This window comes from Devosia pacifica (genome assembly GCF_014652635.1).
GTDB lineage: Bacteria > Pseudomonadota > Alphaproteobacteria > Rhizobiales > Devosiaceae > Devosia > Devosia pacifica.
Genome location: NZ_BMZE01000003.1, coordinates 477,187 through 501,190 on the forward strand (window position 1 = coordinate 477,187; position 24,004 = coordinate 501,190).

18 protein-coding genes are annotated in these 24,004 nt (G+C 61.2%); 3 read left to right on the top strand and 15 right to left on the bottom strand.

Annotated elements, in window-relative coordinates:
- Nucleotides 1-80 precede the first annotated feature (80 nt).
- The 3 genes from IE127_RS15205 to IE127_RS15215 all read right to left on the bottom strand — a co-directional run bounded on the left by IE127_RS15205 (nt 81) and on the right by IE127_RS15215 (nt 2,803).
- Nucleotides 81-989: a siderophore ABC transporter substrate-binding protein gene (locus tag IE127_RS15205; RefSeq protein ID WP_189426556.1), complete on the bottom strand. Its 909-nt coding sequence runs from the start codon at nt 987-989 to the stop codon at nt 81-83.
- A gap of 117 nt (nt 990-1,106) precedes the next feature.
- Nucleotides 1,107-2,021 carry a LysR family transcriptional regulator gene (locus tag IE127_RS15210; protein WP_189426557.1) on the bottom strand — a complete coding sequence of 305 codons (915 nt, stop codon included), beginning with the start codon at nt 2,019-2,021 and terminating at the stop codon, nt 1,107-1,109.
- Between the two features lie 44 nt (nt 2,022-2,065).
- Nucleotides 2,066-2,803, bottom strand: a complete 738-nt coding sequence (locus IE127_RS15215) for a TSUP family transporter (protein WP_189426558.1) — start codon at nt 2,801-2,803, stop codon at nt 2,066-2,068.
- 166 nt (nt 2,804-2,969) lie between these two features.
- On the opposite strand from IE127_RS15215, the gene IE127_RS15220 reads away from it, so the two are divergent.
- From IE127_RS15220 to IE127_RS15230, 3 genes are read left to right on the top strand one after another with little or no spacing between them, the layout of a single operon-like run.
- Entirely contained in the window at nt 2,970-3,971 is a 1,002-nt protein-coding gene (locus tag IE127_RS15220) for a cation diffusion facilitator family transporter (RefSeq protein ID WP_189426559.1), read from the top strand.
- A complete protein-coding gene (locus IE127_RS15225) occupies nt 3,971-4,300 on the top strand; it encodes an ArsR/SmtB family transcription factor (protein ID WP_189426560.1) in 330 nt (109 codons plus the stop codon). Before IE127_RS15220 ends, IE127_RS15225 begins: the two co-directional genes overlap by 1 nt.
- Nucleotides 4,301-4,316: 16 nt before the next feature.
- A complete protein-coding gene (locus IE127_RS15230; RefSeq protein ID WP_189426561.1) occupies nt 4,317-5,537 on the top strand; it encodes a D-amino acid dehydrogenase in 1,221 nt (406 codons plus the stop codon).
- On the opposite strand, the gene recQ is transcribed toward IE127_RS15230, so the two are convergent.
- The 12 genes from recQ to putA all read right to left on the bottom strand — a co-directional run bounded on the left by recQ (nt 5,534) and on the right by putA (nt 23,914).
- Nucleotides 5,534-7,369 carry a DNA helicase RecQ gene (gene recQ, locus IE127_RS15235; RefSeq protein ID WP_244640218.1) on the bottom strand — a complete coding sequence of 612 codons (1,836 nt, stop codon included), beginning with the start codon at nt 7,367-7,369 and terminating at the stop codon, nt 5,534-5,536. The two genes, IE127_RS15230 and recQ, sit on opposite strands and share 4 nt — an antisense overlap.
- A gap of 89 nt (nt 7,370-7,458) precedes the next feature.
- Entirely contained in the window at nt 7,459-8,115 is a 657-nt protein-coding gene (locus IE127_RS15240) for a ThuA domain-containing protein (RefSeq protein ID WP_189426563.1), read from the bottom strand.
- Nucleotides 8,116-8,141: 26 nt separating this feature from the next.
- A complete protein-coding gene (locus tag IE127_RS15245) occupies nt 8,142-9,821 on the bottom strand; it encodes an acyltransferase (protein ID WP_373297327.1) in 1,680 nt (559 codons plus the stop codon).
- On the bottom strand, nt 9,818-10,828 hold the full coding sequence (locus IE127_RS15250) for a hydroxyacid dehydrogenase (RefSeq protein WP_189426797.1): 1,011 nt from the start codon (nt 10,826-10,828) through the stop codon (nt 9,818-9,820). The genes IE127_RS15245 and IE127_RS15250 overlap by 4 nt, the downstream gene beginning before the upstream one ends.
- The gene (locus IE127_RS15255) at nt 10,825-12,666 is read right to left on the bottom strand and encodes a DUF2264 domain-containing protein (RefSeq protein WP_189426564.1); all 1,842 of its coding nucleotides are present in this window, start codon (nt 12,664-12,666) and stop codon (nt 10,825-10,827) included. Before IE127_RS15255 ends, IE127_RS15250 begins: the two co-directional genes overlap by 4 nt.
- Nucleotides 12,667-13,704, bottom strand: coding sequence for an ABC transporter ATP-binding protein (locus IE127_RS15260; protein ID WP_189426565.1), 1,038 nt, complete (start codon nt 13,702-13,704; stop codon nt 12,667-12,669).
- Nucleotides 13,701-14,783, bottom strand: coding sequence for an ABC transporter ATP-binding protein (locus tag IE127_RS15265; protein ID WP_189426566.1), 1,083 nt, complete (start codon nt 14,781-14,783; stop codon nt 13,701-13,703). The genes IE127_RS15260 and IE127_RS15265 overlap by 4 nt, the downstream gene beginning before the upstream one ends.
- Nucleotides 14,773-15,930: an ABC transporter permease gene (locus IE127_RS15270; RefSeq protein WP_189426567.1), complete on the bottom strand. Its 1,158-nt coding sequence runs from the start codon at nt 15,928-15,930 to the stop codon at nt 14,773-14,775. The genes IE127_RS15265 and IE127_RS15270 overlap by 11 nt, the downstream gene beginning before the upstream one ends.
- A gap of 2 nt (nt 15,931-15,932) precedes the next feature.
- Nucleotides 15,933-16,922 carry an ABC transporter permease gene (locus tag IE127_RS15275; RefSeq protein ID WP_189426568.1) on the bottom strand — a complete coding sequence of 330 codons (990 nt, stop codon included), beginning with the start codon at nt 16,920-16,922 and terminating at the stop codon, nt 15,933-15,935.
- A gap of 73 nt (nt 16,923-16,995) precedes the next feature.
- The gene (locus IE127_RS15280) at nt 16,996-18,942 is read right to left on the bottom strand and encodes an ABC transporter substrate-binding protein (RefSeq protein ID WP_189426569.1); all 1,947 of its coding nucleotides are present in this window, start codon (nt 18,940-18,942) and stop codon (nt 16,996-16,998) included.
- Between the two features lie 207 nt (nt 18,943-19,149).
- Nucleotides 19,150-20,163, bottom strand: coding sequence for a LacI family DNA-binding transcriptional regulator (locus tag IE127_RS15285; protein ID WP_189426570.1), 1,014 nt, complete (start codon nt 20,161-20,163; stop codon nt 19,150-19,152).
- Between the two features lie 109 nt (nt 20,164-20,272).
- Entirely contained in the window at nt 20,273-23,914 is a 3,642-nt protein-coding gene (putA, locus tag IE127_RS15290; protein WP_189426571.1) for a bifunctional proline dehydrogenase/L-glutamate gamma-semialdehyde dehydrogenase PutA, read from the bottom strand.
- Between the last annotated feature and the right edge of the window lie 90 nt (nt 23,915-24,004).

The following is a 24,004-nucleotide window of genomic DNA, read 5'->3' on the forward strand; positions in this document are numbered from 1 at the left end:
AAGAATGCAAAAGGCCCGCCGCCGAAGCGGACAGGCCCGAAAGGTGCCGACCCGACGGGCCGGCACCACTCTATGGAAGCTTAGTCGCCAGCCAAGGCGTCGCCAATCTGTTCGACCATGGCGTGAAGAGCCGGCAGTCCGCCATTGATGATGTAGGCGCGGACGGGGTCGATATAGACCACCTGATCCTCCGACCATGCCGTTGTCTGTGCCATCAGCTCATTGTCAAGCACCTGCTCTGCCGCTTCGCCACCCGAACTGACAGCTGCATCGCGATCAATTACGAACAGCCAATCGGGGTTGGTTTCCAGGATAAATTCGAAGGAGATGGCATCGCCATGGGTCGCGGCCTCGACATCTTCCACAGCAGGGGTGACGCCAGCAGTCGAGTGCACCCAGCCAAAACGTGAGCCCGGACCATAGGCGGTGACTTCACCACCTGAGGTGAGTACGACGAGCCCGGTGCCAGCATCTGCTGCGGCTTCCTGAGTTTCAGCTTTGGTCTCATCGAAATCGGCAATCATCTGCTCGACTTCGTCGGTCTTGTCGAAGATCTCGCCGAGGATACGGGCATTGTCCTTGATCGAGCCTTCGAAATCTTCCCAATCGTTGGACAGGTCAACGGTCGGGGCGATGGCGGCCAGTTCCGAATAAACGCTGGAAGAGCGGCCTGCGACAATGATCAGATCCGGCTGGATCGCGTTGACAGCTTCATAATCCGGCTCGAACAGCGAGCCGATCTTTTCGTAGTCTTCGCCTGCATATTCGCTGAGGTGCTCAGGATATGTGGTTTCGGGCACGCCGGTCACATCAATACCGAGCGCATCAAGCGTATCGAGTGCTGCAAGATCGAAGGTCAGGACTGTCTGGGGCGTTTCCGGCAGTGTGGTTTCACCCTGAGCGTGCTCGACGGTGATTTCCTGCGCCTGAACGGCAAGGCTCATTACGCCGAAGGCGGTGGCGGCAAGGGCTACGCGATTGAAAAGCATCGTGCGCTGCATCCAGTATGTTCGTTGATCTCATCCAGCCAAATATGACTGTATGAGTCAGCTTCTAACCACCACTGGTCGTGAGGTCAAAAGAAACATGACTAAATTTGACATGTTTTATGTTCGGGATGGAACATAGGTTGCATCGCACAGCGCGATGAAATCGGCGATTGCGCGGGAAGTGGGTCCACTCCTGCGGCGCGCCAAAAGCAGCTTGCGATGCGCCCACTCATTGGACAGTGGCGCGCAGACAAGGTCCGTCCCTGCAAGCAGGTGGAGGCTGGTGGCGCGCAGAAAGCCGATACCGAAACCGGCTTCGACAAGACGCACCAGTGCCGCAAAGCTCTCGACGCGCAAGCGAGCGCCTATGACATGGCCGAGTTTGGCAGCGTGCTCGTTAAGGAGCCGGTCCAGCGCGCCGGAATGGTGAACGCCGACGCTTTCATGCGCCACGACATCCGCGAAGGCAACGGGCCGTGCGGGAGACAACAGTGCAGCGAGCGGGTGCTCGGGCGGGGCGATGACCCATACCCTGTCATCTTCGAAGGGCCGGGTTTCGAAACGCGAAAAATCGTAATTATCGGAGACGACCGCGACATCGGCCAACCCGTCCTCGAGGGCCGAAAGGCCCGCGGCCGCCGACGATTCTCGCAGATCGATCGCCACATCGGGATAGCGCTCCGCAAACCGCGCCAGAAGTTCGGGCAGCCTGCCAGACAGCGCCGCGCTAGTGCAGGCAAGACGCAGCGAACCGCACTTTCCGGCGGCATGCTCACCCATGACGAGATCAAGATCCGCTATCTCGCGCATCACCCGCCGGGTTCGTTCGAGATAAGCATCTCCGGCAATGGTGGGGCGCACGCCCTGGGCCGAACGATCAAACAAGGCGACACCGAGCCGCGCTTCGAGATCACTAAGGCGTCGGCTGACGGCCGAGGCGGCAATGTGCTCTTTTTCAGCGGCGCGGCCGATAGAGCCCTCTTCGGCCAGAACAAGGATCAGACGGGCCGTGACCGGATCGAATGAAGACATGGATGCACCGACAGACCGGAACGGGTGGACAGGTGTGAATCTGCTCAGACGACAAGCAGAATGCCCTGCACCAGATACACCAGACCGATAGCGGTGACGATCCAGCGCGTCCAGAATCGAAACTGCAGATTGCTCATGCGGTGCAAGATTGCGGCGCCAAGCCGGGTGCCGGCCACTGCGAACGGCGCTGCAATGGCGATCGCCATCCATTCCGCGGCATCAAAGCTAGCGACGGCACCGGCATAAAAAACGACCTTTGCGGCATGGGAGACGACCTGGGTCGCGGCCTTGGTGGCAATTACGGCGCGTCTGTCCATCTCGGTTCTGATGAAGAATACATCGGTTGTGGGCCCGGACACCCCGACGGTCAGATTAAGACCACCCGAGAGAAAGCCGCACAGCAACGCATGGTGCGGTTTTGCAGCATCGAGGCCGAGCCAGTGCTTGGGGATCCAGACTAACGCCGGCATGAGACCGATAACGAAATATACGACCAGCACGTTGGGCTGATAATCGACCGCCAGTAGGACCAGCGCCGCGAGGGCGAGACCGCAGACGATTGTCGCGAGGCTTTTCCACGCAATGTGTTCTCTCGCGAGAACCGCACGGGCGCCGTTGGCAATCACCTGTATGGCGCCATGAACGGCGATTGCGGCTTCAACCGGAAGCAGCAGCAGCAATATCCAGAGCAGCACCAGGCCACCCGCCATGCCGAAGATTCCGGACAGGGTCGATGTGCCGAAGACAGCGGCGGCAAGCGCAAAAATCAGCAGTGCATTCATCGGCCCCTCCGGTTCGAACCAGTCTAGTACAGGTGCAGGCAGCGAGCTGCTGACCGATCGGCAAGGGGGCTTCGCCAAACGTGCCGTTACCCTATCACTCTTGACCTAGACATTTGAATAGCTGTTCATGTGTGCAGAAGTACGCATCAGTTCCGAGGCAGACGCAATGACGAACGAGCACCACGGCGCGGGGCACGGGAGCCACAAACACGATCATGGGCACGGTCATGACCATGGTCACACGCACGATCACGCGCATGGACACGCGCCGAAGGTGAGTGCCGACAATGAACGGGTCGTGCTGATCGGCTTCGTTCTCACCTTCGGGTTCATGATCGCAGAAGTTGTTGGCGGCCTGTTGTCGGGTTCGCTCGCTTTGATCGCCGATGCCGGTCATATGCTGACCGATTCCGCCGCGCTTGCTCTCGCCTGGGCAGGGTTTCACTTCGGCCGCAAGGCCTCGGACGACAAACGCACCTTCGGCTATTTGCGGCTCGAGGTGCTGGCAGGGTTTATCAATGCCGTGACCTTGTTTGTGCTGGTCGGCTGGATCCTGTGGGAGGCTGTGCAGCGACTGATGAGCCCGCACGAGATTCTCACCGGCCCGATGCTGGCGGTGGCGGTGCTGGGGCTTTTGGTCAATGTCGGCGTTTTCCTGGCGCTGCAACGCGGCGATACCGATCACGTCAACATCAAGGGCGCGAGCCTGCACGTTCTAGGCGATCTGCTCGGCTCGATCGCTGCTATCGCTGCTGCCATCATCATCTGGCTGACCGGCTGGACGCCGATCGACCCGATCCTGTCGGTGCTGCTATCGGCGCTGATCCTGCGCAGCGCGTGGATGCTGCTGAAGAACTCACTGCAGATCCTGATCGAGGGCGCACCGCCCGATATCGATGTCGAGAGCATTGGGCCGGCGCTTTGCCGGCAGGTCGAAGGGCTGGCGGGGATCGAGCATCTGCATGTGTGGTCGATCACCTCGGGCAAGACCGCCGCGACGATGGACATCACGCTCGTGCCGGATGCCGATCCACGCCTTGTGGTGCCAGCGGTGAAGCAGGTGCTGCGCGACGACTACGGCATCGCGCACTCAACGATCGAGATTGATTTCGGCGATGCCGCCACCGCACCGTGCCCGATTACGCGACCTGATGCAGAGGTGGCGTGATGAGGGGGGAACCAAACATCACGATTCTCGCCGAGACCTTTCGGCTGCTCGGCGATCCGACGCGGCTGAAGGTGATGTGTGCCTGCCTTGAAAAGCCGATGCCGGTTGCAGAAATCGCGCGCTCGATCGATGCCTCACCATCGCTGGTCAGCCACCATTTGCGGCTGCTTCGAGCAGCGCGGCTGGTGCGCGGCGAGCGGCGCAACCGGCAGGTGTTCTATGGCGCTGACGACGATCATGTTCGTCGGATGCTGACCGATATGCTAGCACATGCCGACGAGGTGGACGTGTCTGGAGACGACCACGGCGAGGCAGCGCCTCGCATCTGAACTTCGAGCGGGCGGCATGAGAATAGTCATTATCGGAGCCGGTATCATCGGGCTTTCGACGGCGTGGCAACTGGTGCGGGATGGGCACCATGTGACGATCATCGACAAGGCCGGCTCTGCCGGGCAAGGCACGAGTTTCGCCAATGGCGCGCAGTTGAGTTATTCCTACGTCGCACCCCTGGCAGACCCGTCGGTGTGGGCGCAACTGCCGAAATTCCTGAGCGACAGCCAATCGCCTGTGCAATTCCGCCCCGGGCTTTCGGCGTTTCAGTATCGATGGCTGCTGCAGTTCCTCGCAGCCTGCACGAAACGGCAGGCGGAGGAAACAATCGAACGGCTGGGTGAACTGGCCTCGCGCAGCCGGAGTGTGCTGCACAGTTCCGGGTTGCTGGACTCGACGCAGTTCGCATGGCGTGCATCGGGTAAACTCGTCGTCTATTCGAGCGAGAAAAGCCTTGCTGCTGCCAGCCGACAGGCGGAACAACAAATGGCGCAGGGCGTCAGCAAGCAGGCGCTGTCGCGCGATGCGGTGCTTGCGCTCGAACCGGCGCTGGGCGGCATTTCGCAGCGCCTCGTCGGGGGCATCTTTGCGCCGAACGACGAAACCGGAGACGCGTTGCTGCTGTGTCGAGAACTCGAGCGGTTGATGGCCGAGAGCCCAAACCCGCCAGTCTTCGCCTATGAGACCAGCGTCCGCCGGATCGTCACCAAGAGCAAGGTCGTCGAGTGCGTCGATACGGACAAGGGCCGCTTCGAGGCGGATCTCTATGTGCTGGCGGCGGGTGCCTACTCGCGGATATTAGGGCGAACTGCGGGCCTTGACCTGCCGATCTATCCGATCAAGGGATATTCCCTGTCTGCGCCGATTTCCGACCGGTCTGCCGCGCCGGATATCAGCGTGACCGACGCGGCCCGCAAGATCGTTCTGGCCCGTCTCGGCGGCACGCTGCGGCTGGCGGGCGCAGCGGATGTCGTCGGTGAAGGGCTCGATATTGACACGCGACGCACCGACAAGCTGATCGCCGATGCGCGCGCGGATTTTCCTGATGCTGCGCGCTGGCAGGACGCGACACTATGGGCCGGATTGCGCCCGGCGACGCCCACCGGACAGCCGATTATCGGGCAAACAAGGCTTGAGAACCTGTTGGTCAATGTCGGCCACGGCTCGCTCGGATTCACGCTGGCGCTGGGATCAGCCGAAAGGCTGGCGCGTGTTGTGGGCGGTCCGAGCCGCTAGATATCCTGATTTCGCTCGATTTCGCGCAGGAAATCCGGCCCGTAGCGATCGAGCTTTGCCTTGCCGACGCCGGGCAGGTGCATCATCTCAGCAATGCTGAGCGGCCGCTGCTGTGCCATCGCCCGCAAGGTGGCGTCGTGAAACACCACATAGGGCGGAACGCCCTGCGCCCGCGCCAGCCGCAGGCGGACGCCTTTCAGGGCATCGAAGATTGCCTGATCGGCAGGCGGCAGGACGGCGGCGTTGGCGAGCGAGCGGCGCACGTCGGCAGCCTTTTTCGGGCGATCGCGCCGCAACGTTACCTGACGTTCGCCACGGAACACAGGCCTTGCAGTCTCTTCCAGCACCAGTGCGCCATGGGCTGAGTGGTCAGTCCGCATGAACCCGGCAGCCGTCAGCTGGCGCACCACGGACTGCCATGTGCGCTGATCAATATCGCGACCGACGCCGAAGACCTTGAGGTGCTGGTGGCCGAAGCGCGTGACCTTCTCGGTCTCGCGCCCCGTCACCACGTCGATGACATGCCCGGCACCGAACCTCTGGCCGGTGCGATAGACTGCCGACATCGCCTTGACCGCCGCGTCGGTGCCATCCCATGTATCGACGGGCGACAGGCAGGTATCGCAATTGCCGCAGCGGCCCGGATGCTCTTCGCCAAAGTGGGCGAGGATGGATTTGCGTCGGCACTCGACGGTTTCGCAGAGACCCAAAAGAGCGTTGAGCTTTGTCAGTTCGACGCGTTTGATCTCGTCGGGCGCCCCACCCTCCTCGATCATTCGACGGCGCTGGACGACATCGGCGAGGCCATAGCTCATCCAGGCTTCGGATGGCTGGCCATCGCGGCCGGCGCGCCCGGTTTCCTGATAGTAGGCCTCGATCGACGAGGGTAGATCGAGATGTGCGACATAGCGCACATCGGGTTTGTCGATCCCCATACCGAAGGCGACGGTTGCGACGATGCAGATGCTCTCCTCCTTGAGAAAGGCATCCTGATTGGCGGAGCGTTGTTCGCTCGGTAGGCCAGCATGGTACGGTAGCGCTTGTATCCCCTGCCCGTTCAGCCAATCGGCAATGTCCTCGACCTTGGCGCGGCTGAGGCAATACACGATCCCCGATTCATTGCGGTGCCGGTCGAGAAAGCTCAGCAATTGCTTGCGCGGGTTATCGCGCTCGACAATGGCATAACTGATGTTCGGACGGTCGAAGCTGGTCTCGAAGACGCGCGCCTCGCCGAGTTGAAGCCGTTCGATGATATCGAGCCGCGTCGTCGGATCGGCCGTGGCGGTCAGTGCGACACGCGGAACGCCGGGGAACAGTTCGGTAATCCGCGCCAGATCGCGATATTCCGGCCGGAAATCATGGCCCCATTGGCTGACGCAGTGCGCCTCATCAATGGCGAACAGCGCGATATCGACGCCGCGCAGCAAATCGGAAAAGCTCGGCGTTGTCAGCCGTTCCGGCGCGACATAGAGCAGATCGAGTTCGCCCGTTAGCAGTGCCCGGCGAACCTCGCGCGCTTCGTCTGGAGACAGCGAGGAGTTGAGTGCTGCGGCGTTGACACCTGCCTGGCGCAGCGCCTCGACCTGGTCGCGCATCAGCGCAATCAGCGGCGAGACGACAATGCCGACGCCTGGTCTGCAGATTGCGGGGATCTGATAACAGATCGACTTGCCGGCACCCGTCGGGAACAGCACCACCGCATCGCCACCCTCTGTCAGATGGCGGACCACCTCTTCCTGCTGCCCGCGAAAGCCGGTGTGCCCGAAAACGCTGGACAAGACATCCAGCGGCTCGCGCCAGCGTTCAACGAAAAGATCGGGGGCAGACAGCAATGGGCTCAACGACTCTTTGCGGGTGAGAGTATCCCGCTTGAATCACGCAAGGTCGTTCGGTGCAAGCTGTGGAGCCGATCCGTCCCCGACTAGTGATCGCGCGCAGCCCACAACAAGCCACGCTCCAGGATGGTGCGCACCTGCGGGATGTCGAGTTCATCGGCAGTGTGACCAAGGGAGGAGTAGAAAACGCGACCCTCACCATGATTGGTGGTGAAGACCACTGGCATCACCACGTTCGTCCGCCAGGGATGATGCTCGCCCGAAAACGTCGTGGTAGCCAGCACTTCGACCGCCGGATCATAGTTCAGATAGTATTGTTCCGAGGTGTAATCGAAGCTTTCGATACCGGCCATGATCGGGTGGTCGGGGCGGGTGACGTCAACGCGATAGGTGATGATATTGCCCGGATGCGAGACCCAGTAGCAACTCGCAGCGTAGCGGAACGGCACGCTCGCCCGGAAGCTCGTCGCAAGCCCCATATGGTAGCCGGCAAGACCGGTTCCGGCCTGCACAGCATTGACGAGATTCATCATCTTGTCGCGTTCGAGTTCGCCATCGGTGATGACCGGGACCACGAGTGCGTATTTGCCGACATCTTCGGCGCCGAGCGCCTGATAATCATCGGTAACCGTCACCTCAAAGCCATGCGGCTCTAGGATCGCCTTGACGGTTTCCGCGCCCCGTTGAGGCGTGTGAAGCTCCATGCCGCCATAAACGACGAGTGCCTTGCGCTGGCTGCTCATGCAGTTCTCCTTCTTTCGGGCGCTTGCTATAGGCCGAGGCCCACAGCCTTCGTGCGATGAACGCCCTTGGGCACGAACGAAAACCCATCCTCGATACCGAGCACTTTTGCCGCAAGATGGATGACGGAGAGCCACATTTCTGTGCCCTGCAGGCTGGCCGGCTGACCATCAGCGAATGCAAAGCCCTCCCCGTCTATCCAGCGCTCGGGGGCCCGGAGGATGATGTCCGCAGCGATGGCTTCCGCTTCGGCCCGACGATGATCGGTCTGATCAAGGCACAGCATCAGCGGATGGATGGTGTCGAGCAGATTACAGGCGGTGTAGGTGCGCCCTGAAAAGCCGGCATAATCGCGATAGTTCTTGAGAACGGTGTCGATTGCGGCCTCGGCGCGCGGCACCGGAAGGCCGAACTGGGCATAGGTTCCACGGGTCAGCCGATAAAAGCCGTTGACCGGCTGAACAAGCCCTTCAGCGGCAGTCGGAGAGCCCCATACGCCCATGCTGCGGTCTACGTTGAGTGCGAGCCAACCGAACAGAGCCTCACGCGTGCGACCGGTTTCAAAGTAGCGTGCGTTGAAATAAAGCCCGGTGCCGATGGCATCGATCGCCGCTCCAGCGCCCCAGGCGCGCTCGCGCCAAGGCAGGGATTCCAACCATTCGTAAAGATCCGGCGCCGAAAGCTCGACTGCGGTGATCTTGTGCTGCGGACGGCTGCCGAGCACTTCGAGCGCATAGCCAACAGCGAGGATGTTGTAGAGCGCCAGACCGTCATCGCGCAGCGGACGGTTCGGATCGGGCGTCCTGAAGGGATCGGGAAACAGACCGGTTTCCGGGTCCTGCACGGCTTCAAGACGTGCCAGCGCCTCAGTTTCCGAAACTTCTTCGGGGCGCGCGTCGAAGGATGCGGCAATCTCAACGGCATCACACAGATGCCTGATACTGTCGCGCTCGGTCCCATCGCCCTCGCGCGAGACGTAGCGTTCTCCATTGAAGTTGCGCTTAAGAACATCGCGCCACTGGCTTGCAGCCTTCTTGTCCAGCGACCCGAGCGCCGCCTCCGGATTGCTGACCGATTGTGTCTGCGCGGACTGCTGACCGCGCAGGCGCACCACCTTGGCGGGCACGCCGGCAACGATGGCATTGTCCGGAACGTCACGGCTGACGACAGCACCGGCCGCGACCACAACGCCGTGCCCGATAGTCACGCCATCGAGGATCACAGCATTAGCGCCGATCCAGGCATCGCCTTTGATAGTAATGCCCTGGCTGTCATGCGCCTGGGTGTAGATCGGCACGTTCTTGTCTTCAAAGCCGTGATTGAAGCCGACAATGGTGACGTGCGAAGCAATGCGGACACCATCGCCGCACCTTACCTTGCCAGAAATGCAGGCGAAGGAATTGACCGTGCAGTGCGCACCGAATTCGACATCGCCGCGCACCAGAGCATGGCCGGCGATCCAACTGTTCTCACCGAGGACCAGATTATCGGTGAAGACCGCTGCATCCGCCGCGACATAGGCGCTTTTGGCGAATGTCGCACCGGCACGTCGCTCAAGCTCGGCCCGACGCGCAAGATGCGCAGGATCCTCAATATCGGACTGCTGGCGCTCCCATGTGAGATACTGAAGCCGATGCTGCCAGAAGCGCTCATCCTCGTCAGTCATTTGGGCGTCGGCGTCAATACGGTGAGAGACGGCAGAACTCATGCCAGACGCTCCAGAAGTTCGGGTTCAATGGCGTATTCCAGCGGCTGGCCTTTGGCAAAGCGCTCGACTTCGGCAACGGCCATTTCCCCAAGGCGTAGCCTTTCGGTGCCGGCAGCACCAGCGACATGCGGCGTCAGGAACACATTCGGAAGGGTGTAAAACCGGGAGTCGTCGTCCGGAATTTCAGGGTGCGTGACATCGATGATGGCGTGGATACGGCCGCTCTCAAGTTCATCCAGCAGCGCATCCTCATCGACCAGCATGCCGCGCGCGGTGTTGATGAAGGTCGCGCCGTCCCGCATCAGGCGGAACTGGCGGCGACTCAGCATGTGATGCGTCGACGGCAATGCCGGCGCGTGAAGCGAGACGATGTCCGATTGTTTCAGGAGCGTCTCGAGATCGACCAGCCGCGCCTGTTTGGTGACGGGATCGTCCTGCGTCACGAACGGGTCGGCCAGCAGCACATCGACATCGAGTAGTTCCAGCATGCTGGCGACGCGCCGACCGATGCGGGAGGCACCGATGAGGCCGACCGTGCGCCGATAATTACCGATCGGCTCGTCCATGAGCTTCCAGCTGCTCTTGCGGCTATGGTCCGCCTGGTAGCAATCGCGAAGCTCGAAGACGCGCTTGTTGGCAAAAATGATCGCAGCCAGCGTGTATTCCGCCACAGGCACGGCATTGGCCTCGGCCGCGTGGCAGACGCTTACCCCGGCGTCGTAGACTGCCGGGTCGACCATATATTTGACGGTTCCCGCCGCGTGGGCGATCAGCTTGAGGCCGGGCGCCATCCGGAGAACGTCCGACCCGATATAGCCGCACCCCCAGCCAGTCACCAGAACATCGGTCTTTGCCAGTTGCTCACGGGCTTCAGGTGCCTCGAAGTCCTCGATCGGCACGCGCGAGAGAACCTCGCAACATGCGTCGAGACGAGCGAGCGCCGCGTCGTCAAAGACGTGCCTGGTCTTGCTCGCTTGCATGGCGAAACTCACGCGCGGTCGCATCAGAACCTCTCCGCTACCTCGATGGCACTTACCGATATTCCGTCGCGAGCGAACTTTTCTTCGAGCGCGGCGAGATCGGGCGCCTGCGGTGGATCTGCGAGGTCTGCACCGGCGGGCACGGCAGTGGCGGCGGTCATCAGAACGGTGGTGCCCGGTTCGATCTCACCGGTCAGTTGCGGAACGATGGCCTTGCTGACGATCAGATTGGTGTTGGGCAGCGTGCGCTGGGCGCGTCCCTTACGCTTGCCGGCCAGATCGCGAATGCGGCTGACATCAGTTTCGCCATGGGCTTCAGCAACGCCCTCCCCTTCCTCGCAGCGATCAGCATTGAGATCGGCGCGCAGGATGGCAAAACCGCCTTCGGTGCCGTGCAGCGGGCGTGGGGTATCGATACGGTGGACGCGAATGTGCCAATCGCCAGCCGGGATCAGCCATGTCTCGACAGTCACATCTGCCCACGGCTTCCACTTTGCATAAAGATTATCGCCAGCGATCAGAGCGGTCTCGTTGCTCTCACGGACGCGGTAGTGCCGACCGTCGTCGCTGAGACCGAGCATGCCGTCGAAGGCACCGGCGCGATAGGCGCGCTCATCGGATTCAACGGAGAAGCCATAGCGCGAGGAATACACGAACTTGGCGTATTTTTCCGCGCCGTGGCGCATCTGGTAGTTCTGCTGTCCCGAAGACAGCGCCACCACATTGCCCTTGGTGTGCTGCATCACCATGCCGGGATGCTTGAGGGCAACAGCGCCGCTGGGACGTTCCGCAGGAGTTTCTTCCGCCTGCCAGAAGGGATGGTCCTCGGGCAGAGCGAGCGGGAGAAACGCCTTGAGGGCCCAGTACGGTGAGCCGGCGGAGTTATAGTTTTCGGACATCAACAGGTTCGGATACCCGTAACCGACCGACAGGACGCCATCGCGATCGGCAATCGGCAAGTTGGACCACCAGCGCAGATGACGCATGAACTGCCCTTTGATCTCGCCCCACGGGAGGACGTCGATATCGGCGAAGGCCAGGGCGCCCCAGATGCCGCCGCAGGCAAAACGGTACGTCAGGCTGCGTCCGAATGCGAGCGTACCACCATCCTCGTCGAACCAGTGACGAATGTCCTTGGCGAACTCGCGGGCGCGTTCACGATATGCCTCGGCACGCTTGTCGCCGGGCTTGGCAAGCTTGGCGTAGATCAGCCCGTAAAAGTGCATGGCGAAGGGGATGTAATGATCGATCCGGCGCACATTACCGTCGCGGTACCAGCCATCGCCGAGATAGAACCCGTCGAGTTCTTCCAGATACTTCTCGGTCAGCGAGCGATCGAAGTCGACGCCGCATTCCTCGAGCCCAAGATCGACGAGGATACGGAAGAACTTCCAGTTGTTTGGCGCATAATCGTACTGGCGCAGATCGGTGAGATAGCGGGCGATATTGGCTTTGGCGCGATCCGATTGCGGCTCCCATACATGCTGCGGCAGCATCTTGAGTGTGAACCCGATGGCAGCCATTTCGACCATGCGTTGGTCGGTGTGCCGGACCTCGCCCCAATATTCGGGGTGATCCGGGTCCATGCCGTTGGCGAGGCCCTCGCGGTACTTGTCCCAGTGATCAAAGCTGCCACCACCGGCGCCGAGCGGTGTCAGGCCCCAGAGCGGGCGGGCAAAGCCTTCAACATCTGCAGCAATGCGATCAAAGTGCGCTGCTGTACCGCTGAGACGAACGCGAGCATTGCCCTCAGAAAAATATGGCAGAAGCGGATTGAACAGGTCGTGTAACGCCTTTTCGACGTCGGCCCGTGTCTTGAGCGGGTTGCCGGCAAGCGGATTGGCGCTGGTGGGATCGTAAGTCATTCAGGCATAGGTTCCAGTTGCGGGTGCGTCGTCGTAAGCACCCTTGAGCTCGATCGTTTCCGCGAAATGGCAGGCCGCATAGGTGGGCCCGCCGTTGATTGGCCGCAGTTCCGGTTTTTCGGCGCGGCACTTGTCTTCAGCGAAGCGGCAGCGCGTATGGAAGGGGCAGCCTTTCGGCCGGTTGCCGAGGAAGGGAATTTCGCCTTTCACCGCCTCGTGGCGCTGAGCGCGTCTTGTCGGATCAGCGATGGGCAAAGCTTCGAGCAACACTTCCGTGTAGGGATGGCGCGGCCGCTCGAACAGTGCTTCCGTCGGCGCGGTTTCGACGACATGGCCGAGATACATCACCGCCACACGGTCGGCGATGTAGTTCACCACGCCGAGGTCGTGGCTGATGAACAGATAAGTCAGGCCGAAATCGGTCTTGAGGTCCTCCAAAAGGTTCAGGATCTGGGCCTGGATGGATACGTCGAGCGCCGAGACGGCCTCGTCGGCAATCACCAGCTTCGGGTCGAGCACGAGCGCCCGGGCGATGCCGATACGCTGGCGCTGCCCGCCGGAAAAAGCGTGCGGAAACCGCTGCAGCGCGTCGCGCGGGATGCCGACCTTATCGAGCGCGGAAACGACGCGCTGTTCCAATTCGGCACCGCGTGCAAGCTTGTGGATGCGCAACGGCTCGGCAACGAGATCGAAGACGCGCATATAGGGATTGAGCGAGGACATCGGATCCTGAAAGATCATGCGGATATCCTGCCGCCACGGCTTCAGCTCACGCTTTGAGAGGCTCGACAGTTCGATGGTCTTGCCTGGCTCCGGCGTATAGCTCACGCTACCGCTTGTCGGGTCGAGAGCCCGCGCGATGCAACGGCCCAGCGTGGTTTTGCCGCAGCCGCTTTCGCCGACGATGGCGAGTGTCTCGCCCTTCTCGACCTTGAGATTGATGTCCACCAGCGCATCAAGCGTGATCGTATCGCCAAACATGCCGGAGCGCATGCTGAAGGTCTTCGTGAGGTTCTCGACTTCGAGCAAGGCGGTCATGTGCGATCTCCCTGGTAGGCATCAGAGCCGCCTTCGACCTTGGGCTGAATGAGGCCATCGACACGCGGCGCTTGCGGATCGGTCAGAAGATGACAACGCGCCCAATGGTTCTCGCTCGTACCGGTCGGCTCCGGACGCACCGCCGCACACGGCTCGAAGGCGTGCGGGCAACGGGTGGTGAACGCGCACCCGCTGGGCCGGTTCTTCGGCGACGGCACCGTACCCTGAATTGGATTGAGCCGTTGGCGATCGGCGCGCCGGGTCATGCGCGGAATGGAGCTCATCAGAGCACGGGTATAGGGGTGCTGCGGCGACTTGAAGACATCGAAGACGTCCCCCTGCTCCACAACGTCACCGAGATACATTACCGCCACTTCGTCGGCGATCTCGGCCACCACGCCCAGATCATGGGTGATGAACAGCATCGCCATGCCGAACTCATCGCGAAGCGAGCGCAACAGGTCGAGAATCTGCGCCTGGGTGGTGACGTCCAGCGCAGTCGTCGGCTCATCGGCGATCAAGAGATCCGGCTTGCAGGCCAGTGCCATGGCGATCATTGCGCGCTGGCGAAGGCCGCCCGAAAGCTGGAACGGATAAGCATCGGCACGCTGGCGTGCGCCGGGAATTCCGACCTGCTCGAGCAGCTCGATCGTGCGGGCGCGCGCGCCTTTCTTGTCGAGATTCTCGTGCAGCAGGATCATCTCATCGATCTGCGCGCCGATGGTGTGGACCGGCGAGAGGGAGCTCATCGGCTCTTGAAAGATCATCGAGATCTTGTTGCCGCGGATCGAGCGCATGGCGGTGCTGTCCGGGTTCAACGTCGCGATGTCGGTCGTCTCGCCATCACCGGGCGAAAACAGGATCCGGCCCGAGGGAATGCGCGCGTTCTTGTCCAAGAGCCGCAGGATGGTACGAGCGGTAACGGACTTGCCGCAGCCGCTCTCCCCCACAAGCGCCAGCGTTTTGCCGCGCGTCAGGGTGAAGTCGACCTGGCGAACCGCCTCGATGTCGGCCTCGTCGGGGGATGAGAAGACGATGCTGACATCTTCCATCCGCAACAGGGTTTTGTCATTTGCCATAGGGGTCTGCGGCATCACGTAGGCCGTCTCCTAGAAAATTCATGGCAAGGATCGCCACCACGACGACCACGCCGGGTGCCAGAAGCCACGGGGCGCTGGCGAGGGTACGGATGTTCTGTGCTTCCTGCAGCAGCGTGCCCCAGCTCACGATCGGCGCCTGAAGGCCGAGCCCGAGGAACGACAGCGCCGTCTCCGCAAGGATCATGCCGGGAATGGCCAGTGTCGTGGCCGCAATGATGTGGCTCATGAAGCTCGGAACCATGTGTCGGACAATCACGCGATAATCCGAGGCACCATCAAGCTGCGCGGCAGTGACGAAGTCTTCAGTTCTAAGGGCAAGGAAGCGACCGCGCACCACACGGGCCAGCTCGGTCCAGCCGAGAAGCGAGAGGATCACGGTAATGGCGAAGTAGTTCTGAAGCGCCGACCAGTTCTGCGGCAGCGCTGCCGCCAGGCCGAGCCACAACGGAATGGTGGGCAGTGAGCGAATGAACTCGATGGTTCGCTGCACGGCCGAGTCGAACCATCCGCCGTAATAGCCGGAGAACCCGCCAATGATGACGCCGAAGATAAGGCTGAGCACAACGCCGACGAGGCCGATGGACAGCGAGATACGCGTACCGTGGATCAAGCGGCTGAGCTGGTCGCGGCCAAGCCGATCTGCGCCGATGACGTAAAGGGGTGCACGCGGCTCGATGGTGCCGAACAGCTTGTGGCTCATCGGAATGATGCCGAGCAGCATGTAGGGTTCGGATTCAACGAAGAAGCCGAGCGGGTGCCGCACCTCCTCATCGATGGTGAAGATGCGCCGCATCGCCTCAGGGTCGATTTCCGTCCCGTAGCCGTTGACGTATGGCCCCCAGGTCCAGCTGCCGTCCTCTTCGACGAAGACAAATTCAATGCCCTGCGGCGGCGCGTAGGTGTAGCGCGGGTTATAGTCGCCCGGATCGAACGGCGCGAAGAACTCTGCGAGCAGGGCCACCAGGTAGAACGCGACAACGATCCACAGGCTCACAAGAGCGAGCTGGTGCTGCTTGAAGCGGCGCCAAGTCATCGCGAACTGGGATTCGCGCCCGGAAAGCGTAGGCTTGCTGGTCTTCGGCTGGGCGACCGGTTTGGTCAGATTCTGGGTATCAGTGGTCGCCATGATCACATCCCTCCGTGGCGGATGCGCGGATCGATCCAGGCAAGGATCAGGTCAGAAATCAACGTTCCGAGGATTGTCAGAATGCCGAGCAGAAGGATGATGGCGCCCGCAAGATACATGTCCTGTGTTGTCAGAGAGCGCAGCAGCAATGGGCCGGCCGTTGGCAAGTTCATCACCGCCGAGACCACGACAGAGCTGGACACGAGGGTGGGCAGCAGCCAGCCAATGGTCGAGACCAGCGGATTGAGGGCGACGCGCACCGGGTATTTCAGCACCACGCGCCATTCCGGCAGCCCTTTCGAGCGCGCAGTGACAACGTAGGGCTTGCTCAGTTCGTCCAGAAGATTGGCGCGCATGACGCGGATGAGTTGCGCCGTACCGGCCGTGGCCAGAACCAGGATTGGTGCCCAGGCCCGGGAAAGGAAATCGAGAAGCTTTGCAATGCTCCAGGGGCTGTTTGCCATCTCGGGCGAATACAGGCCGCCAAGCGTCTGGCCGAAATAGACGTACCAAAGATACATCAGCACCAGAGCGAACAGGAAATTCGGGATCGCAAGGCCGATGAACCCACCGACGGTCGCGAGATAGTCGCCGAGAGAGTACTTGCGCACAGCGGCATAGATGCCGATCGGCAGGGCGACGAGCCACATCACCAAGACGGCGAGGCCTTCGAGAAGTACGGAATTGCCCATACGGCCCCAGATGAGCTCCGAGACAGGCGCGCTCCATTCGAAGCTGTCGCCGAAATCCCCTTGCACGATGCCGCTGATCCATTTGAAGTACTGGACAATGAAGGGATCGCCGAGGCCATAGCGCTCGCGCAGCGCCTCGATCGTTTGCGGATCGATACGATCGCCGGCAGCGCTCAGCTGAGCCACGTAGCTGGTCAGATAATCGCCCGGTGGCAGCTGGATGATTGCGAAGGCGACAAAGGAGACGGCCCAGATGGTCAGCACCATCGCGATGAGCCGCCGGACAAGAAAGCCGAGCATAGCAGCCAACTCCGGAACCTGTGGGAGACGCTTCCGCGGCGTGGCCGCGGAAGCTGGTCGTTAGTTCAGTGGATTACTGGCCGGCGTCGGCGTAGTACCACTGGAACGGATCGTATGGCGCCGGGGTCGGGAAGAGCCATGCCTGGCTCATCTGATCCGGCACATTGCGCAGGTTGTTCTTGGCAATGTAGTAGCCATCCGGGAACAGGCCGATGCCGATGAGCGGGAACTCTTCCTTGGCGATCGCCAGGATTTCTTCCATCAGGGCGTTACGATCCTCGGCTTCAGGGCTGGCCTTCAGCTCATCGTAAAGCTCCATCTGCCGCTTTGCCCAATCGACCGGTTCGGACGCGATCTCGGGATCTGTGCCGTTATACCAGGCCTGCCATTGGAAGGCCCATGCGGACTCGCCGTTAGCCGGGAAGTAATAGCGCGGTTCCTGAATGACATCGAGACCGCCATCGCCCTGCCAGATCTGCGCGTCGTAATCGCCGCTCGGGCGCTTATCGTAGAACAAGGTCCGGTCGATATTATTGATCTCGACATCGACGCCGATTTCTTCGAGCTGAAGCTGGACGAGTTCGAGGACATCGATCCACTCCGGACGCAAAGCCGAAATGACATCAATGGTCAGAGTCAGCGGTTCACCGTTTTCCATCAGCCGGATACCCTGGCTATTGGTTTCCGTGAGGCCGGCTGCTTCGAGATGCTCGATTGCCAGTTCCGGATCGTACTCGGTGTACTGCTTCGCCATTTCCTCGTCGTAGAACTGCGACTCGGGACGGGGGGCGACCTGGAAGGGCTCACCCTGGCTGGTATAAACCGCGTCGATGATTTCCTGGCGGTTGATGCCGTGCGACAGGCCGATGCGGAAATCCTTATTGTGGATCAGTTCGCGCATCGCTTCGTCAGGGTGGTTGAAGTTCAGCTGCAACACCGTGGTGTTGGAGAACGCATAAACTTCCCTGCCGAGCCGGTAGTCACCTTGCTCCTGACCGTCAAAGAAAATCGGCTGGTTGGCGACGGTGGTGATGTGGCGGTCGCTGAAATCGATCTCGCCGTTAAGCGCCATCAACGTGATTTCTTCGGTGCTTTCGCTGACGCGCATTGTCAGACGATCGATATAGGGCAACTGATTGCCTTCAGGATCGACCTTCCAGTAGTAGGGATTGCGCTCGAAGACGACCTGGCTGGCATTGGCAGTCCAGGGCTCGCTAATGACCCAGGCGTTCATGAACGGCAGGTCGGGATTGGCCCAGCGCTCGATTTCCTGACCCCAGGCGCACTTGTCCTCCATCATGAAGGCCCAGTTGTCGTAGCCTTCATCCTGCGCCAGTTGATCGGCGTTCTCGTTCACACCGGGGAAAAACTGACCGCAATAGGCCTTTTGCAGCGAAACGACGGTGATACCGTTGACGCTGGCGAGCTCATCGAGCAGCAGCCCTTTTGGCCTCTCGAAGATGAACTTGAACGTGGTTTCGTCCACGACTTCGGCCGACATGGGGTTGTTCGGATCGGTCATGAAGGTGCCGCCAACCGGATAATCCGGGTGCTGTACGAGCTCGACGGCAAAGGCGACGTCTTCGCTGGTGAACGGCGTGCCGTCTGACCACTTCAAGCCCTCGCGCAGGGTGAAGGTGTATTCCGTGCCGTCCTCGTTGGCTTCCCAGGATTCGGCCAGGTTTGGGATAATCTCGTTCCACTCGCGATTGTAGCGAACAAGTCCGTCATAGTTCAGTGTACGCGAGATCCAGCCGGTATCACCGGTGCCGCGAAGCGCCGAGCGCCATGTGCCGCCATAAGTGCCGATGCTATCGACCGGCTCGACGACGAGTGGATTTTCCGGCAGCCGCTCCTCGACCGGCGGCAGGCTTCCATCCTCGACCATTGAATCCAGCATTGGCGCTTGCTGCTGTGCCGCGACAGGCGCGACGGACATGGCAAAGGCCGCGCTCATCGCAGCCAGGATCAGGCCGGGGCGCACGACCGCCCGATCCGCCTGAAGAGTGTGGTTGGGCATACTTGTTCCTCCCTTAGACGCTAGGTCTCGTCCAATTGCCCTCGCAACGTACCGCAAATTTGCGCTGGGTCAACCTCATTGTAAATATTTGCGTTTTTTGCGCAATTTGGCGGATTCTCCTGCTTCGCTGACTCGGAAGAGCGTGGGACAGCAACCCGACGCGACCGCCAGTTTTTCAACTAAACCATTGATGTAGACTAACTTTAGCTATCCAACCTGATAAACGGTGCCGCCTGGGACGAGCGACAATCCGATCTGTAGATGGCGCACTGAAGTCTCTTCATCCATCGATTCATGCAGCAGCCGGATTGCTGCACGCCCCATCGCTTCTCGATCGACGCGAATGGTGCTGAGGCGTGGCGAGGTCATGCTGGCGAGCGGCAGGTCATCGAAGCCGATGATAGAGAAATTTGGCGGCAGCCGGAGATCTTCGCCATGCAGACCCTCGATCATCTCGATCGCCGCAATGTCGTTCCAGCTGAACAGGGCTGTGGCCCCGTGCGTGCCGGCCACGATCTCGTGCAGCAATTGCGAGGTCGAGTAATCCTCCGAGTTGACTATGATCCCTTCAACATCGGGATTATCCGCGATTGCAGCCTCAAAGCCCCGCTTGCGCTGCAGGATCGTGGGGCGAAGCTTACCATGGGTGTAGTGCAGGATGCGTCTGTGCCCGGCATCAATCAATCGCTTGGTGGCCATATAGCCGCCGTAGAAATTGGCGGGCGCCACCGAACTGAACCGCATCAGCGGATCGACGCCATTGACGAGAATCACCTTGATTCCCGCCTCTTTGCACCAGTCGGTCAAATCGTCCCACGGGTCTATGCCAGCGAGCAGTATGGAATCAGCCTGCAATTGTCCGAGCATCTGCTTGATGAAATCGAGTGTGATCATCGATTCATTGATCAGCCGGACGTCGAGGTGCATTCCGGAGTTCGCCGCCTCCGCTCGCATGCCTTCGACAATGCCGACGTAAAACCCGGATATGCCGCTGGTGGCGCTGCCAAGGGGGACCAAAGCCACTGCGCGGCGCGCGAGTGAGACCGATGCGGCAAGGTGTTTGCTGCGATAGCCTAGAGCGCGCGCTACACGCTGCACGTCGAGGCGAACAGATTCGCTGATGCCCGCCTCATTCGCCAGCGCACGCGAGACCGTGCTGATCGAAACGCCCAACTCTGCCGCGATATCAGCTTGATTGGGCCGGCGGACGGCAGTGGACATGGCGGGCTGAGCCTCCTGAAACGATGACTCACACCATAACGCAATATTTGCGTTTTTTGAAAGCCGGAATTTATCTAGCTGCAAGGCCGGTTAGGCCTCTGCTGTACTGTCAGGCCATCGCCATCAACTGGGCATTGCCGCCGGCCGCCGCAGTGTTGGTGCTGACGGAAACCTCCCGCAGCATCAAATCGAGACGGTAGCGCCCAGATATAGGAGCATCAAGCGTTGCGACCGGGCCTGGCCATTCGGCGATGCGCGGGGCGTCCTGCGCAGGATCGTCGCTCAGAACGTGTGAGACGCGTCCCGAGGCTGTCGAGAAGTCACAACGCGCGATGTGTTCGTCCAGGGCTTCAGGCAGCCCATCGAGCGTCACGCAGACATCGTCGGGCGCTGCAACGAGCGCACGATTCCCGGTGACAAGAATGGCGCCGATCTGTCGATAAAGCGCCACCCGGCTACGCGCGCTTGCGAGAACGGCGCCGCGCGGCACTATGCAGTAGCGATTGCGCTCTCCCACTGGCCCCGGCAGGTTCTTGTCAAAATGCTCCGGCGCCGAGCGCGGCAGAGCCTCCAGGTCCATGGCGGTGTCGAACTGGCCGGTAGCTCTTAGCCAATCGAGGAAAGTGGCAAATGCCAATGGCGCATCGTTGTCATTTTCTACGTCCGGTGGATCAGCCAGAAACCGGCGCACATAGTAGTCGCCGCCAGCCTTGGGCCCGGTGCCCGACAAACCATGCCCGCCAAAGGGCTGAACGCCGACGACTGCACCCACCTGGTTGCGATTGACGTAGATATTCCCGGCAGACCCTGCAGCGGTCACCTCTTCAATCGTGGTGTCGATACGGCTGTGAATGCCAAAGGTCAGTCCGTAGCCAAGAGCGTTTATAGCATCGACAAGCTCGGCGCGCCGGGCGCTTTCATAGCGCACCACGTGCAGGACCGGCCCGAAGACTTCGGGGCCCAAATCTTCAATGTTGTCGAGTTCAATGATCACAGGGGCGATGAAATGGCCTGTGAGCCCCATGGGCATCTCTGCTTGCGTTACCGCGTGTCCCTTGGCGCGCATAGCCTCCACATAGTCAGCAATCACCGCACAGGCATCGGCATTAATGATTGGCCCGATATCGGTAGCGAACTGGGCTGGATCGCCGACGCGCAGTTCGGCCATTGCGCCCTTGAGCATGTCGAGCACCTGATCGGCGATGTCGTGCTGCAGGCACAATACGCGCAGCGCCGAGCACCGCTGGCCGGCGCTGTCGAAGGCCGAGGTCAGAACATCTGCGACCACCTGCTCGGGGAGCGCCGAGGAATCGACGACCATGGCATTCTGCCCGCCTGTTTCTGCGATCAGCGGCACAGGCTGGCCATCTTCAAGGAGGCGGCTCGAAAGCGTTTTTTGGATGCTGCGCGCAGCATCGAGAGAGCCGGTGAACACAACCCCGGCGATACCTGCGCATGCGACCAGCGCCGCGCCAAGCTCTCCGTCCCCCGGCACCGGCAGCAGGGCATCCTCCGGCACTCCTGCTTCATGCAGAAGAGCGGCAGCCTCTGCGGCGATTAATGGTGTCTGCTCTGCCGGTTTGGCAACAACCGTGTTGCCTGAAACGAGGGCTGCAGCGATCTGGCCGGTAAAGATCGCCAGAGGGAAGTTCCACGGACTGATCGCTAAAACCACCCCGAGCGGGCGCGCTCGCTCGCGACAGTCGACTTCCGCCCGCTCAGCATAGAACCTGAGAAAATCGATCGCCTCGCGCACCTCTGCGACGGCGTTGGCGATCGTCTTGCCTGCCTCGCGAATAGCGAGACCTGCAAAGCGATCGAGACGCTCCTGCATGAGGTCGGCCGCTCGTCTAAGACAATCGGCGCGCTGTGACACGGGAAGGTGGGCCCACGCCTCGCCAGCGCGCCGCGCCCGTTCAATCGCTTGCTCCGCAGACTCTGGCGCGGCCTCTTGTACCGGGCCGATAATATCTGCGGGATTGGCAGGGTTGACGATCATTCTGGGCGGCGCCGCGATTTCGATGGGCGGTCGCGCGCGATACTGTCCTAAAGCCGCCGATGCGAGGTTTTGCGACAGTGTTTCGAGCACTGGCTCTGACGCAAGGTCGAGACCCTTTGAGTTCTCCCTTGCCCCAAGGATCCGGGCTGGCGCGACAATACGGGGATGTGGCGCACCGAGGGGGTGAATGGCAGAGGCAATCTCGACCGGGTCTGCCGCGAGTTCCTCCAACGGGATGTTCGGGTCAGCGATGCGATTGACGAAGCTGGAATTGGCGCCATTTTCGAGCAGGCGCCGCACCAGATAGGCCAATAGGGTCTCGTGGCTGCCGACCGGCGCGTAGATCCGGCACGGCGCCTGAAACTGTGTCAGCACCTCGTCATAAAGGGCTTCGCCCATTCCGTAGAGGCATTGGAATTCATAATCACCTGGGGTGAAGTCCGGGCCTGCCAGCACCATTATAGTAGCCAGCGTTTGCGCGTTATGGGTGGCGAATTGCGGATAAACCGCCCTGCCCGCCTTCAGCAGTCGCCGGGCGCAGGCGATATAGGCCACGTCGGTATGAACCTTGCGGGTGTAGACCGGATAATCCTCGAGTCCCGCGACCTGCGCAGCCTTGATCTCGCTGTCCCAATAGGCGCCCTTGACCAGCCTCACCATCAGGCGATGCCCGCTCTGTCGGGCAAGATCAATGAGGTGATCGATCACAGCAGGGCAACGGCGCGAGTATGCCTGGGCAACAAAGCCAATACCGTGCCAGCCCTCGAGCTGGGGTAGCGAACACAGCATCTCCAGCGCTTCGAGAGAAAGATCGAGGCGCTCGGATTCCTCGGCGTCGATGTTCAACCCCACGGCGTGCCGTCGCGCCAGCACCGCCAGATCGGCCAGCCTCGGGAAAAGCTCGCGCCGAACCCGATCGATCTGCGCACGCTCATACCGGGGATGAAGCGCCGAAAGCTTGATGGAGATACCGGGACGCTCATAAAGCTCGGAGGCGCTGGCGTTCTCGCCCACCGCGCGAATGGCGCGTCGATAGTCTTCGAGATATCGTTCGGCATCGGCTGCGGTCATCGCAGCTTCACCGAGCATGTCATAGGAATATCTGTAGCCGCGCGCTTCACGCTGGCCGGCTTTTTCAAGCGCTTCGGCGATCGTCTTTCCGGCGACAAACTGCTCGCCCATCATGCGCATGGCATAATCGACGCCGGCTCGGATCACCGGCTCTCCCGATCGAGCCAGCAAGCGGCTGAGCGCGCGCCCCAGGCCGCGGTCGTTGACGGGTGTGACGAGCCGGCCGGTCAGAGCCAGCCCCCACGTCGCAGCGTTGACGAACAGCGAGCGATCCCGGCCGACGTGCTGACGCCAATGGCCCGGAGCGATCTTGTCCCTGATCAAAGCATCGCGCGTCCCGTCATCGGGGGTGCGCAACAGCGCTTCGGCAAGGCACATCAGTGCCACGCCTTCTTCGCTCGTCAGATCGTACTCACGCATCAATCCATCGACGCCACCGACACGTGAGCGCGCGTGCCTGTGGCGGACCCGCGATGCAAGGCTGATGCTCAGTTCGCGGATCTGCCGCGACAGCTCAGGATCAACACGCGCCTCTTCAATCAAGGGCGGCATGCACACGGTCTCAGGAGTACGGTGCAGCGCTTCGATCGCGGGGCGGCGGCGCGACCGGGACCCGGCCGGGCCGAGAAAACAGGAGAATGGCGAGGCCTGCGTTGCCGGGTCGGGTCTGGTGTCGGTCATCGTTGCGCCTTTGGCTTATCTGCCAATCTAACGCGCTTCGAGGTATGCAGTGCAACGGCGCAAACAAAAAGAGCCGCGCCTTGGGGCGCG